Genomic DNA, 13558 nt, shown 5'->3' with positions numbered 1-13558 from the left:
GTTTCATTTAGGGGATCGTGTGGGAAAAGTCATCGCCATAGCCAACCAGAAGGGGGGAGTGGGTAAAACCACCACCTGTGTGAATCTGGCAGCCTCCATGGCTGCCACCCGGCGCAAGGTGCTGGTGATCGATCTGGATCCGCAGGGCAATGCCACCATGGGCAGCGGTGTCGACAAGTATGATGTCGAACGCACCGCCTATGAGCTGCTGATCGAGGATGCCCCCATCAGCGAAGTGATCATCCCCGAAACCACCGGGGGCTATCACCTGATTGCCGCCAACGCCGACGTGACCGCGGCCGAAATCCGTCTGATGGAATTTTTCGCCCGCGAAATCCGCCTGCGCAATGCGCTGGCCTCGGTGCGGGACAAATACGACTACGTCTTCATCGACTGCCCGCCCTCTCTCAACATGCTGACCGTGAACGCCATGGCCGCCGCCGACTCCGTGCTGGTGCCCATGCAGTGCGAATATTACGCGCTGGAGGGGCTCACCGCCCTGGTCGACACCATCAGCAAGCTGGCCGCCGTGGTCAATCCGGAGCTCAAGATCGAAGGGGTGCTGCGCACCATGTTCGATCACCGCAACCGGCTGGCCAATGATGTGTCCGATCAGCTAAAACAGCACTTTGGCGACAAAGTCTACCGCACCATCATTCCCCGCAACGTTAGACTGGCTGAGGCCCCGAGTTTCGGTGCCCCGGCCATGCACTATGACAAATCATCGGTGGGCGCCAAGGCCTACTTGGCACTGGCTGGCGAGATCCTGCGCCGCCAGGAGCAGGAACGTCAGGCGACCATCGCAGACCGAGAGAGCATATGACTCCGAAAAAACGTGGACTGGGCAAGGGGCTGGATGCCCTGCTCAGTACCAGCACGGCTGCCCGCCAGAAACAGGTGATGAGCGATCAACGTACTGAAGAGGCCATGGCCCCCACCAATCAGGGCGAGCTGCGCAAGCTGCCGGTGGAGTGGTTGCAGTCCGGCAAGTACCAGCCCCGCAAGGACATGTCCCAGGATGCACTGGAAGAGCTTGCCAACTCCATCCGCGCCCAAGGGGTGATCCAGCCCATCGTGGTACGCCCTCTCGGCGAACAATCCTTCGAAATCATCGCCGGTGAGCGGCGCTGGCGCGCGTCCCAGCTGGCGCGGCTCGAGGTGGTGCCCTGCATCGTCAAGGATGTACCCGATGAGGCTGCCGTCGCCATCGCGCTGATTGAGAATATTCAGCGGGAAGACCTCAATGCCATCGAAGAGGCGGTCGCTCTACAAAGACTGCTGACCGAATTCGAACTCACCCACCAGCAGGTGGCCGAGGCGGTGGGTAAGTCCCGCACCACGGTGACCAACCTGCTGCGTCTTAACCAGCTCAACGACGATGTGAAGCGTTTCGTTGAACATGGCGACCTCGATATGGGCCATGCCCGTGCCCTGCTGGCCCTGAGCGGCCAGGCCCAGTCTGAACTGGCCAAGCTGGTTGCCCAGAAGGGGCTGACCGTACGCGATACCGAGAAGCTGGTGCAAAAAGCGCTCGAACCGGCAAAAGCCAGGGTCGAACCGGCCCGTGATCCGCAGATCGGCTACCTGGAGCGCCAACTGGCAGAAAAAATTGGCAATCAGGTGCAACTTCAGCCTGGCAAGCGGGATAGCGGGAAGTTAGTAATAAGTTACGAGAATTTGTCCGATTTGGACCGTATATTGGGCTATTTTGGCGTGTCGGAATCGTGATTTTTACGCTTTTTGTAGTAATAAAACATCCATTCCTTTTGATATGACCATAACCCTGATTTGCCGCGGAAAGCCGCAAAAATTAAGGATTTTTGTCATATTGCAATAGCTGCCCTCAAGGGTATAATTTGACCGGCTTTAAGAGCTGTTAACATGGGGTCTTCGGATCCCGATTTTTTACAGTTCTGTAATGTTCAGGGGTAGGTTGGTGAAGCAGAAAATAGCCTTGGAAGGTTTGACACTGGCCTTGGTTATGCTCGTTTGTCAGCTCATCCTGATCCTGGCGATGAGTGCCGTCTGGTTTTACCTGACTGGTGCCAGCGCCGGTTATTCCGCCCTCTACGGAGGGGGGATGTACTGGGTTCCTCAAGCCTTGTTTACTGTCTGGGTGCTGCGCCGCAAGGTGACAACCGAGAGTGTGGGCCTGGTTTTGCGGGACTTTTATGGTGGGGCAGGGATTAAGCTCATTTCTACAACAGGTCTATTCGCCCTGATGTTTGGTGCGGGAGTCGAGGTCGTTACCGTCTCGTTTTTCGCCACTTATATCCTCGCCCTCGTTGTACAGTGGATGGTTTCATTCACGCTTAACAACCACTATTAGGAAAACTCATGTCTGCAACCGGAGAAGTCCTGACTCCTCAGGGATATATCTCCCACCACCTGACCCACCTTCAAGTCGGGTCCGGGTTCTGGACGGTCAATATCGACTCAATGGTATTTTCCGTCGTGCTAGGCGCCCTGTTTATCCTGCTTTTCCGCAAAGTAGCCGTTAACGCTACCAGCGGGGTGCCGGGTAAGCTGCAGTGCTTTGTGGAGATGCTGGTCGAGTTTGTGAATGGTAACGTCAAAGACATCTTTCACGGTCGCAACAAGGTCATCGCACCTTTGGGGCTGACGGTGTTTGTGTGGATCTTCCTGATGAACTTCATGGATCTGATCCCCGTTGACTTTATCCCTCACGCTGCACAATTGATGGGTATTCCCTATCTGCGTGTGGTTCCCTCTGCTGACGTTAACATCACCATGTCCATGGCTTTGGGCGTGTTCTTCTTGATCCTGTATTACAGCATCAAGGTCAAGGGTATCGGCGGGTTTGTGAAGGAGCTGACGCTTCAGCCTTTCAACCACCCGGCGGCCATCCCGGTTAACCTCATCCTGGAAACTGTTACGCTGATTTCCAAACCTGTTTCTCTGGGTCTTCGACTGTTCGGCAACATGTATGCTGGCGAACTGATCTTTATCCTGATTGCGGGTTTGTTACCCTGGTGGTCACAGTGGATCCTGTCCGTGCCTTGGGCAATTTTCCACATCCTGATCATCACTTTGCAGGCATTCATTTTCATGGTTCTGACCATCGTCTATCTGTCGATGGCGCAGGAAGACCATGGTTGATGCAACTCAAATAATCCTTTTTATACAATCAATTACATCTAAATAACTGGAGATCCTCATGGAAAACTTGAACATGGACCTGCTGTACATCGCTGCTGCAATGATGATGGGTCTGGCTGCTATCGGCGCTTCCATCGGTATCGGTATCCTGGGTGGCAAGTTCCTGGAAGGTGCTGCTCGTCAACCGGATCTGATCCCTGTTCTGCGTACCCAGTTCTTCATCGTAATGGGTCTGGTGGATGCGATCCCGATGATCGCCGTTGGTCTGGGTCTGTACGTGATGTTTGCGGTTGCTGGCTAAGTCGTTACGACTCTCCAGGCATAACCCATTAACTAACTTAAGAGGACATCGGCTGTGAATATCAATGCCACCCTCCTCGGCCAAGCAATTGCTTTTTTCTTCTTCGTAGTGTTTTGCATGAAGTACGTATGGCCGCCGCTGATTGCAGCCATCGAAGCCCGTCAGAAAGCTATTGCTGACGGTCTCTCTTCTGCCGAACGTGCCAAGAAAGATCTGGATTTGGCCAAGGCCAATGCCACCGATCAGCTGAAAGAAGCCAAGCTGCAGGCTGCTGAAATCATTGAGCAGGCTAACAAACGTAAAGCCCAGATCATTGATGAAGCTGCCGCTGGTGCCCAGTCTGAGCGGGAAAAAATCCTGGCTCAGGGCCGTGCCGAGATCGAAGCTGAACGTCATCGTGCCAAAGAAGAACTGCGTAAGCAGGTTGCTGCTCTTGCCATTGCTGGTGCAGAGAAGATCCTGGCGCGTCAAATCGACCAGGCTGCCAACAGCGACATCGTCGACAAACTGGTAGCAGAACTGTAACGGGAACGGGGCTATGTCTGAACTGACTACAATCGCTCGCCCCTACGCCAAGGCTGCTTTCGAGTTTGCCGTTGAGCACAAGGCGGTTGACCAGTGGCTGGGTATGCTCGGTTTCGCTGCGCAAGTAGTGGAAAACGAGACCATGCACAACCTGGTAAACGGCTCTGTGGCCGCCGAAGAGCTGGCAACGCTGTTTGTCGGTGTCTGCGGTGAGCAACTCGACGTGCATGGCCAGAACCTGATCCGGGTGATGGCCGAGAATGGTCGCTTGGGTGTGCTGCCGGCGGTCGTTGCTGAATTTGTAGCGTTCAAAGCTGAACTGGATAAAGAGGTTCAGGCTGACGTGATTTCGGCGATCGAACTGACCGACCAGCAGAAAGCCAATATTCAGGCTTCTCTGGAACAACGTCTCGCGCGCAAAGTGAAGCTGAATTGCAGCATCGATGCGTCCTTGATGGCCGGGGTGCTCATCAAGGCCGGTGATCTGGTAATCGACGGCACAGTCCGCGGTAAGCTGGATCGCATGGCTGACGCGCTGCAATCTTGATTGGGGTATTAGAGCATGCAACTGAATTCCACTGAAATCGCCGAGCTGATCAAGCAGCGCATTGCGCAGTTTGATGTAAAGAGCGAAGCGCGTAACGAAGGTACTATCGTCTCTGTGAGCGACGGTATCATTCGTATTCACGGCCTGGCTGATGCCATGCAGGGTGAGATGATCGAGCTGCCGGGCAACCGCTACGCTCTGGCATTGAACCTGGAGCGTGACTCCGTCGGTGCGGTGATTATGGGTTCCTATGACGGTCTGTCAGAAGGAATGAAAGTAAAAGGTACTGGCCGTATTCTGGAAGTGCCGGTAGGTCGTGGTCTGTTGGGCCGGGTGTTGAACACCCTGGGTCAGCCGATCGACGGTAAAGGTCCGATCGACAACGACGGCTTCTCGCCGATCGAAGTGATCGCACCGGGCGTTATCGAGCGTAAGTCTGTTGACCAGCCGGTCCAGACCGGTCTGAAAGCCATCGATGCCATGATCCCAATCGGTCGTGGCCAGCGTGAGCTGATCATCGGTGACCGTCAGGTTGGTAAGACCGCCATCGCGATCGACACCATCATCAACCAGAAAGATTCCGGCATTAAGTGTGTCTACGTTGCGATTGGCCAGAAGGCCTCCACCATCGCCAACGTGGTGCGCAAGCTGGAAGAGCACGGTGCCCTGGCCAACACCATCGTGGTGGTTGCCTCTGCCTCCGAAGCGGCTGCTCTGCAGTACCTGGCTCCGTATGCCGGTTGCTCCATGGGTGAGTACTTCCGTGACCGCGGTGAAGATGCGCTGATCATCTATGATGACCTGTCCAAGCAAGCCGTAGCTTATCGCCAGATCTCCCTGCTGCTGCGCCGTCCGCCAGGACGTGAAGCTTACCCGGGTGACGTTTTCTATCTGCACTCCCGTCTGCTGGAGCGTGCTGCTCGCGTTAACGCCGAGTACGTAGAGAAGTTCACCAAGGGTGAAGTGAAAGGCAAAACCGGTTCTTTGACTGCGCTGCCGATCATCGAAACCCAGGCGGGTGACGTATCTGCGTTCGTTCCGACCAACGTGATCTCCATCACCGATGGTCAGATCTTCCTGACTTCACAGTTGTTCAACTCCGGTATTCGTCCGGCGGTTGACCCGGGTATCTCCGTATCCCGTGTAGGTGGTGCTGCTCAAACCAAGATCGTCAAGAAGCTGTCCGGTGGTATCCGTACCGCGCTGGCCCAGTATCGCGAACTGGCGGCATTCGCCCAGTTCTCTTCCGATCTGGACGAGGCGACTCGCAAGCAGCTGGATCACGGTGTGAAAGTGACCGAGCTGATGAAGCAGAAGCAGTACTCTCCGCTGAGCGTGGCTCACCAGTCTCTGGTGCTGTTCGCCGCCGAGAAAGGCTATCTCTCCGATGTCGAGCTGAACAAAATCGTCGACTTCGAAGCCGCTCTGCTCTCTTACGCCAATACCCAGCATGCCGAGCTGATGGCTGAAATCAATGCCAAAGCCGACTACAACGACGCGATCGTTGGCAAGCTGACTGCGTTGCTGGATAGCTTCAAAGCAACCCAGACCTGGTAAGCGTGTGTGGCAGCGTGAGCTGCCACTTGATGGAGAGTAAGAGATGGCCGGCGCAAAAGAGATACGTAACAAGATCGGGAGTGTGAAAAACACTCAGAAGATCACCGGCGCTATGGAAATGGTGGCAGCAAGCAAAATGCGCCGTGCGCAGGAACGCATGTCTGCCAGCCGTCCGTACGCTGAAACCATGCGCAAGGTGATCGGCCATATCGCTCAGGGGAACTTGGAATACAAGCACCCCTACCTCATCGAACGTGAGGTCAAGCGAGTGGGTTACATCGTCGTCTCCACCGACCGTGGCCTGTGTGGTGGTCTGAACATCAACCTGTTCAAGGCTGCCCTCAATGATATGAAGCAATGGAGCGCGAAAGGTGCCAAGGTTGACCTGGCACTGATCGGTAACAAGGCCTCCAACTTCTTTGAACGGCACGGCGCCAAGGTTAAAGCTCATGTCGCAGGACTGGGCGATAGTCCGAGCGTCAATGACCTGATTGGTTCAGTCAAGGTCATGCTGAAGGCTTACGACAACGGTGAGATTGACAAGCTGTATCTGGTGTACAACAAGTTCGTCAACACCATGGTGCAGCAACCACGGGTCGATCAACTGCTGCCTTTGCCCGTAACTGAAGACAGCAAGCTCGCCAAGAAACACCACTGGGATTACCTCTATGAGCCGGATCCCAAGAAGCTGCTGGATACCCTGCTGGTTCGCTACGTCGAATCTCAGGTTTACCAGGGTGTAGTGGAAAACTTGGCAAGTGAACAGGCAGCCCGAATGGTTGCCATGCAAGCCGCGACTGACAACGCCGGTAACCTGATTAACGATCTGCAACTGGTATACAACAAGGCCCGTCAGGCCAGTATTACCCAGGAGCTTACAGAGATCGTATCCGGTGCTGCTGCGGTGTAAGGCAAGGGTTATCAAAGGTTTAGAGGATTTGACATGAGTAACGGTTTCATCGTCCAAATCATCGGCGCTGTGGTGGACATCGAGTTCCCGCAGAATGCCGTGCCCCAGGTGTACGATGCACTGAAGGTCGTTAGCGAAGGTCAAGGCCAGGGTCTGGTGCTGGAAGTTCAGCAACAGATCGGTGGCGGCGTCGTTCGTTGCATCACCATGGGCTCCTCCGACGGTCTGCGTCGTGGGTTGGAAGTAGTGAATAGCGGTAAATCCATCCAGGTTCCGGTCGGTACTGCGACTCTGGGTCGGATCATGAACGTACTGGGCGAGCCAATCGACGAAAAAGGTCCGATCGGTGAAGAAGAGTGCTGGTCTATCCACCGCGCGGCCCCCAGCTACGAAGATCAGTCCAACAGCAACGATCTGCTGGAGACCGGCATCAAGGTTATCGACTTGGTATGCCCGTTCGCCAAGGGTGGTAAAGTTGGTCTGTTCGGTGGTGCCGGTGTAGGCAAAACCGTAAACATGATGGAGCTGATCCGTAACATCGCGATCGAGCACAGTGGTTACTCTGTGTTCGCCGGTGTTGGTGAGCGTACCCGTGAGGGTAACGACTTCTACCACGAGATGATGGAGTCCAACGTACTGGACAAAGTATCTCTGGTTTACGGTCAGATGAACGAGCCGCCCGGAAACCGTCTGCGCGTTGCGCTGACTGGCCTGACCATGGCCGAGAAGTTCCGTGACGAAGGTCGTGACGTGCTGTTCTTCGTGGACAACATCTACCGTTACACCCTGGCCGGTACTGAAGTATCCGCACTGCTGGGCCGTATGCCTTCCGCAGTAGGTTACCAGCCGACCTTGGCTGAGGAGATGGGTGTTCTGCAAGAACGTATCACCTCCACCAAGACCGGTTCCATCACCTCCGTACAGGCCGTTTACGTGCCTGCGGATGACTTGACCGACCCGTCTCCGGCGACCACCTTCGCCCACCTGGATGCGACCGTCGTACTGTCCCGTCAAATCGCGGCACTGGGTATCTACCCGGCCGTTGACCCGCTGGACTCTACCTCTCGTCAGCTGGATCCGCTGGTGGTTGGCAAAGAGCACTACGAGACCGCTCGTGGCGTTCAGACCGTACTGCAGCGCTACAAAGAGCTGAAGGACATCATCGCCATCCTGGGTATGGATGAACTGTCAGAAGAAGACAAACTGACCGTAGCCCGTGCCCGTAAGATCGAGCGTTTCCTGTCCCAGCCGTTCTTCGTAGCAGAAGTGTTTACCGGTTCTCCGGGTAAATACGTGCCGCTGAAAGAGACCATTCGTGGTTTCCAGGGCATCCTGAAAGGCGAGTATGACGATCTGCCCGAGCAGGCGTTCTACATGGTTGGCGGTATCGACGAAGTCGTTGAGAAATCCAAGAAACTGTAAGCCTCGACAGGAGGGCCCATGGCAGAGATGATCTCCTTTCACCTGGACGTGGTGAGTGCCGAAGGAAAACTTTTTTCCGGTCGCGTGCAATCCGCTCAGGTATCAGGCTCCGAAGGTGAGTTGGGTCTCCGCCACGGTCATGCTCCGTTGCTGACTGCCATCAAGCCGGGCCTGGTCCGCTTGGTGAAGCAGAACGGAACTGAAGAGGTGCTGTACATCTCCGGCGGTATGCTGGAAGTACAACCTGAATCCGTGACCGTGCTGGCGGACACCGCGATTCGTGCTGACGACTTGGATGAGGCGAAAGCCCAGGAAGCCAAGCGCGCAGCCGAAGAGCGGATCCACAGCTCCCATGGTGATATCGACTACGCCCAGGCCGCCACCGAGCTGGCCAAGGCGATGGCTCAACTGCGAGTCATCGATATCGTCAAAAAGAATTACCGCTAATAACGGTGATGTAAAAAGCGACCTTCGGGTCGCTTTTTTTTTACCCGTTGGATAGACTCCGCCGAGTATTTTCCATGTTCCAAAGGTCAATTTATGTCACTCAACGTCGTGATCCTGGCTGCGGGTAAAGGTACCCGTATGCGCTCTTCCCTGCCCAAGGTACTGCACCCGGTAGCCAACAAACCCATGGTTTCCCATGTGATCGATACCGCTCGTCAGGTCGGTGCCGAGCAGCTGCATCTGGTCTATGGCCACGGTGCCGAGCTGCTGAAAGAGCGGATCGTGGCGGCCGATGTGAACTGGGTGCTGCAGGCGCAGCAGCTGGGGACAGGTCATGCCGTTGCCCAGGCCATCCCGTTCTGGAAGGATGAAGACGATGTGCTGGTGCTCTACGGCGATACCCCGCTGATCCAGCCCGAGACCCTGCAGCGACTGCTGGCTGCCAAGGCTGAAAACGGGATGGCACTGCTGACCGTGGTACTGGACAACCCCACCGGCTATGGCCGCATCGTCCGTGAAAACGGTCTGGTGGTCGGTATCGTCGAGCAGAAGGATGCCAATGCCGAACAGCTGGCGATCCGTGAGGTGAATACCGGCGTGCTGGTGGCCAATGGGGGCCAGTTGCGTCAATGGTTGTCTCGTCTCGACAACAAAAACGCCCAGGGCGAGTTCTATCTGACCGATGTGATCGCGATGGCTCACGGCGATAATTGCCCGATTGCCTCCGTTCATCCGGAGCGCGCCGCTGAAGTGGAAGGGGCCAACAATCGGGTGCAATTGGCTCAGCTTGAGCGCAGCTATCAGCAGATGCAGGCCGAGAAACTGATGATTGCAGGTGCAACCATGATCGACCCCGCACGCTTTGATTTGCGTGGGGTTTTGGAAATTGGTGAAGAGGTTGTTATTGATGCAAACGTCATCATTGAGGGCAAGGTGACTCTCGGCAATCACGTTCGTATCGGAGCCGGTTGCGTACTGAAAAATTGCGTCATTGGCGATCACACCGAGGTGAAACCCTACTCGGTTATCGAGGGGGCACAGGTGGCAGATCAGTGCTCAGTGGGTCCGTTTAGCCGCTTGCGCCCGGGGGCGGTTCTGGAGCAGGATGCGCACGTTGGCAACTTCGTCGAGATGAAGAAGGCCCGTCTTGGGGTTGGTTCCAAGTGCGGTCATCTGACCTATCTGGGTGATGCCGAGATCGGTGCCGGGGTGAATATCGGAGCCGGTACCATCACCTGCAACTACGACGGGGTCAACAAATTCCAGACCATCATCGAGGACGATGTGTTCGTCGGTTCTGATACCCAACTGGTAGCGCCTGTTCGCATCGGCAAGGGGGCCACCCTGGGTGCCGGCTCTACTATTACCAAGGACGTGGGTGAAAATGAACTCGTGATAACCCGGGTACCCCAGCGTCACATCAAGAACTGGGCTCGTCCGGTCAAGAAAACTGATAAGTGATATCAGTATGAAGGCGACCCATGAACAAACGAATCATCAAGCTCGCAGACGCGAGCCACAGTCTGTTTTCCCGCTTTGTCGATCTGGTGGGAATTTCAGTCTCAATGGTGCTGCTTTCGCGGCACTTTGGTTTGTTTCATGGGTTGGACGAGATGTCACTGGCCACGCTGGGCATGGTGGTCTTCTTTCTGGTTTCCCAGAATACCGGGCTCTATTGCAGCCGGGTTCGTAAACATCTGGCGCAGTCTCTGCTGCGCCTCATCTTCTCCTGGTTGGTAACAGCTACCCTGCTCTACCTGCTGGTCTATCTGGTTCCCATCTTTAAACCCTACCACCCTTTCCCGCTTGAGCTGGCTGTGCTCTGGCTTGCCATGGCCTGTCTTATTTCTACCGGCTATCGGGTGCTGTACCGACTGGTGACCCTCTGGTTCAGCGGTGCTTCCTGTTGTCGTCGTGTGGCCATCATTGGCGTGACTCCGGCTGGACTGGCGCTGGAAAAATCCCTCTGGGAGAGTCCGCGTCACGATATCCAGATGCTCGGATTTTTCGATGCCCGCAGCGAAGAGCGCTTCGGTTACCCGACTCGCAGTCCTCTGTTGGGTGATGTCGACGAACTGCTCGAGCTAGCCCGCAAAGGGCTGGTCGACGAAGTCTATCTGGCGCTGCCCCTGACTGCCCGGGAGCGCATCAATCACTACCTCTACGAACTCTCCGATACCACAGTCGATACCTATCTGGTACCCGATTTCTATGAGTACGGCCTGACCGTATCCCACATCGATCGGGTGGGCGATATCTATACCTTCAGCTTTTTCGATTCCCCGTTTGAAGGTGGCGCCGCCCTGCTCAAACGCATTGAAGATCTGGTGCTGGGTTCACTCATCCTGCTGCTCATCTCTCCGGTTATGGCGCTGGTGGCTCTCGGGGTGCGTCTCTCTTCCCCTGGACCCGTGCTCTTCAAGCAGGATCGCTACGGCCTGGGGGGGAAACGGATCCAGGTCTGGAAATTCCGCTCCATGCGCGTCATGGAGAATGATGCCGTGGTGACTCAGGCAACCAGAGGCGATCCCAGAGTGACGCCATTCGGTGCGTTTTTGCGTCGTACCTCGCTGGATGAGCTGCCGCAGTTTTTCAATGTGATTCAGGGCTCCATGTCGATCGTGGGGCCACGTCCCCATGCCGTGGCGCACAACGAGCAGTACCGCTCACTGGTGGAGCGGTACATGCTGCGCCACAAGGTCAAACCGGGGATTACCGGGCTGGCCCAGATAAATGGATTTCGTGGTGAAACCGACACCCTCGACAAGATGGAGATGCGGGTCAAGTTCGATCTCAAGTACATCCAGTACTGGTCGCTCGGACTGGATTTCAAAGTCATTTTCCTGACTGTATTCAAGGGGTTTGTCGGTGCGTCAGCTTACTAGCCTCGTTTGCGCCGGACTGCTGCTCTCCCCCTCTCTTTCAGTCCGTGCCGAGGTCACTCCCTTATCCCATCAGGGGCCGCTGGGTCTGGAGGTCCAGACCGAGATGGAGAGTCGTTATGGTCACGACAGCAACCTGCTGTGGCTGCGTGACAGTGGTCAGGCGATTGGCTCCGATTTCATCGGAATCACCCCGGAATTTCGCATGGTGGGCAAACGCGGCCTGGATCGCTATCAGTTCAGCTATCTGGGTGACTATCGTCGCTATGGCAGCAGCCATGGGGATGGCTATGCCGATCACCAGTTCCAGTTTGACGGCAGCTGGCGCTTCTCCCTGCGCAACGCCTTCAAGCTGATGTACCAGTATCGGCTGGGCCATGAGGCGCGTGGCGAGGGGCTGACCGAAGGCTTTATGTTGCAGGGGGATGAGAAGGCTGGCGGTGATGCCACTTTCGGCTGGTTCAACATTGCCGAGCCGTTGCGCTTCAAACGCAGCGAAGTGGGTGGCCGTTACAGTTACGGCGCTCCCGATGCCAGAGGCAAGCTGGAGCTGGCGCTCTCCCACAAGGATCTGGGCTATCTCGACAAGCACCTCTACCAGCATGACTTTGAACGCTATATGGCCGAGCAGGAGTGGCAGGAGAACACCGCCATTGTCGAGCTGTTCGATCAGGTGAGTCATGTCAGCCGTTTTCGTTACACCCTGCAGACCAATCTGCGACGCTATCCGGCCAATCCGCGCAAGGATTCCGACGAGTTTTTTCTCATCACCGGGGTGATGAGCCAGCTGACCGGCAAGACCCGGATCGATGCCAATATCGGCGGGATCTACAAGCGTTTCGTCAATGATCCACAGGCGGAGAGTTTCAAAGGGCTGAACTGGGATCTGCGTCTGGAGTGGCAACCGCTCAATTACAGCAAGCTCGCGCTGCTCTCCAGTCGGACCATTCGTGATCCGGGTGGTGACGGCGGCTATGTCAGCAGCCAGCTATATGGCGCCGAGTGGCTGCACCACTGGTCACCCGGAGTGGCAACCACGCTCTCTTATCACGATATCCGGGATGATTATCACCAGTCGGTGGTCTGTGGTAACGACAACCGCCACCGTCAGGACGACATCCATCGCTGGGGCATGGGCATCAGCTACGACATTCGTCCCTCCGTCAATCTGGGGCTCCACTACCAGCAGGCCGACTCCGGTTCCAGCTTTGCCGGGCAGCCCATCGACATCGGTGGCAACTGCTATGGCCGGGCCCTCGGTTACGACAAACAACAGCTTTCTCTTTCACTCAAGGTAGCCATTTAACATGAACAAAAGCGTGATGGTGCTTCTGCTTGGCTGGTTGTTCAGCCTGTCGGTTTGGGCTGGCCAGAGCCCGCAAGGCAACGATTCCGCCTACCGGCTGGCGCCGGGGGACGAGGTCGAAATCCGGGTGTATGGCGAGCCGGATCTGTCGATGAAGTTCAAGGTCGATACCAGTGGCCAGGTCAATTATCCCTATCTGGGTCAGGTGCTGCTGATGGGCCACACCACCACTGAGGTGGCCGAGCAGCTGGCCAGAGGGCTCAAGCACGGCGTGCTGCTCGAGCCCATGGTGACGGTCAACGTGACCACTTTTCGTCAGGTGTTTGTAGCTGGCGAGGTGGCTCACCCGGGTGGCTACGAATACCAGCCCGGCCTGACGGTGGAGAAGGCCGTCGCGCTGGCGGGTGGTTTCACCTATCGCGCCGCTAGACGGGATATCAGCCTGCGCCTCAATGGCAGCGATCAGTTGCTGGAAGAGGTGAGCCTGCAACGGCAACTCAATCCCGGCGACATCATCACCATCGAACAAAGTTTCTTCTGA

Annotated in this window: 15 protein-coding genes; all 15 read left to right on the top strand. The window is 56.1% G+C overall.

Annotated features, from left to right (window positions below):
* Nucleotides 1-19: 19 nt before the first annotated feature.
* The 15 genes from AB5Y71_RS01370 (at nucleotide 20) to AB5Y71_RS01300 (ending at nucleotide 13558) form a co-directional block, all read left to right on the top strand.
* The gene (locus AB5Y71_RS01370) at nucleotides 20-823 is read left to right on the top strand and encodes a ParA family protein (protein WP_005357226.1); all 804 of its coding nucleotides are present in this window, start codon (nucleotides 20-22) and stop codon (nucleotides 821-823) included.
* Nucleotides 820-1728, top strand: coding sequence for a ParB/RepB/Spo0J family partition protein (locus AB5Y71_RS01365; RefSeq protein ID WP_005342343.1), 909 nt, complete (start codon nucleotides 820-822; stop codon nucleotides 1726-1728). The genes AB5Y71_RS01370 and AB5Y71_RS01365 overlap by 4 nt, the downstream gene beginning before the upstream one ends.
* 190 nt (nucleotides 1729-1918) lie before the next feature.
* On the top strand, nucleotides 1919-2329 hold the full coding sequence (locus tag AB5Y71_RS01360) for an ATP synthase subunit I (RefSeq protein ID WP_019445506.1): 411 nt from the start codon (nucleotides 1919-1921) through the stop codon (nucleotides 2327-2329).
* An 8-nt stretch (nucleotides 2330-2337) separates the two neighbouring features.
* Nucleotides 2338-3120: a F0F1 ATP synthase subunit A gene (atpB, locus tag AB5Y71_RS01355; protein ID WP_005339335.1), complete on the top strand. Its 783-nt coding sequence runs from the start codon at nucleotides 2338-2340 to the stop codon at nucleotides 3118-3120.
* 58 nt (nucleotides 3121-3178) lie between these two features.
* Complete coding sequence (gene atpE, locus AB5Y71_RS01350; protein WP_005307205.1) at nucleotides 3179-3421, top strand: F0F1 ATP synthase subunit C; 243 nt, start codon at nucleotides 3179-3181, stop codon at nucleotides 3419-3421.
* A gap of 54 nt (nucleotides 3422-3475) precedes the next feature.
* Nucleotides 3476-3946: a F0F1 ATP synthase subunit B gene (gene atpF / locus AB5Y71_RS01345; protein WP_005339336.1), complete on the top strand. Its 471-nt coding sequence runs from the start codon at nucleotides 3476-3478 to the stop codon at nucleotides 3944-3946.
* A gap of 13 nt (nucleotides 3947-3959) precedes the next feature.
* A complete protein-coding gene (gene atpH, locus AB5Y71_RS01340) occupies nucleotides 3960-4493 on the top strand; it encodes a F0F1 ATP synthase subunit delta (RefSeq protein WP_005339341.1) in 534 nt (177 codons plus the stop codon).
* A gap of 15 nt (nucleotides 4494-4508) precedes the next feature.
* Complete coding sequence (gene atpA / locus AB5Y71_RS01335; RefSeq protein WP_005339342.1) at nucleotides 4509-6050, top strand: F0F1 ATP synthase subunit alpha; 1542 nt, start codon at nucleotides 4509-4511, stop codon at nucleotides 6048-6050.
* A gap of 43 nt (nucleotides 6051-6093) precedes the next feature.
* On the top strand, nucleotides 6094-6960 hold the full coding sequence (atpG, locus tag AB5Y71_RS01330) for a F0F1 ATP synthase subunit gamma (protein ID WP_005339343.1): 867 nt from the start codon (nucleotides 6094-6096) through the stop codon (nucleotides 6958-6960).
* 33 nt (nucleotides 6961-6993) lie between these two features.
* Nucleotides 6994-8382, top strand: coding sequence for a F0F1 ATP synthase subunit beta (gene atpD, locus AB5Y71_RS01325; RefSeq protein WP_005339344.1), 1389 nt, complete (start codon nucleotides 6994-6996; stop codon nucleotides 8380-8382).
* Nucleotides 8383-8400: 18 nt separating this feature from the next.
* Nucleotides 8401-8829, top strand: a complete 429-nt coding sequence (locus AB5Y71_RS01320; protein WP_005339345.1) for a F0F1 ATP synthase subunit epsilon — start codon at nucleotides 8401-8403, stop codon at nucleotides 8827-8829.
* A 93-nt stretch (nucleotides 8830-8922) separates the two neighbouring features.
* Nucleotides 8923-10290 (top strand): bifunctional UDP-N-acetylglucosamine diphosphorylase/glucosamine-1-phosphate N-acetyltransferase GlmU, encoded by a 1368-nt coding sequence (gene glmU, locus AB5Y71_RS01315; RefSeq protein ID WP_368170820.1) that lies wholly within the window; start codon nucleotides 8923-8925, stop codon nucleotides 10288-10290.
* Nucleotides 10291-10310: 20 nt separating this feature from the next.
* Complete coding sequence (locus AB5Y71_RS01310; RefSeq protein ID WP_139473916.1) at nucleotides 10311-11714, top strand: undecaprenyl-phosphate glucose phosphotransferase; 1404 nt, start codon at nucleotides 10311-10313, stop codon at nucleotides 11712-11714.
* Nucleotides 11698-13017, top strand: a complete 1320-nt coding sequence (locus AB5Y71_RS01305) for an outer membrane beta-barrel protein (RefSeq protein ID WP_368170819.1) — start codon at nucleotides 11698-11700, stop codon at nucleotides 13015-13017. Before AB5Y71_RS01310 ends, AB5Y71_RS01305 begins: the two co-directional genes overlap by 17 nt.
* A gap of 1 nt (nucleotide 13018) precedes the next feature.
* Nucleotides 13019-13558 carry a polysaccharide biosynthesis/export family protein gene (locus AB5Y71_RS01300; protein WP_368170818.1) on the top strand — a complete coding sequence of 180 codons (540 nt, stop codon included), beginning with the start codon at nucleotides 13019-13021 and terminating at the stop codon, nucleotides 13556-13558.

The organism is Aeromonas sp. R9-2 (assembly GCF_040908025.1).
In the GTDB taxonomy this organism is placed as follows: Bacteria; Pseudomonadota; Gammaproteobacteria; order Enterobacterales; family Aeromonadaceae; genus Aeromonas; species Aeromonas veronii.
This window is presented reverse-complemented; position numbering and strand designations above follow the sequence as displayed.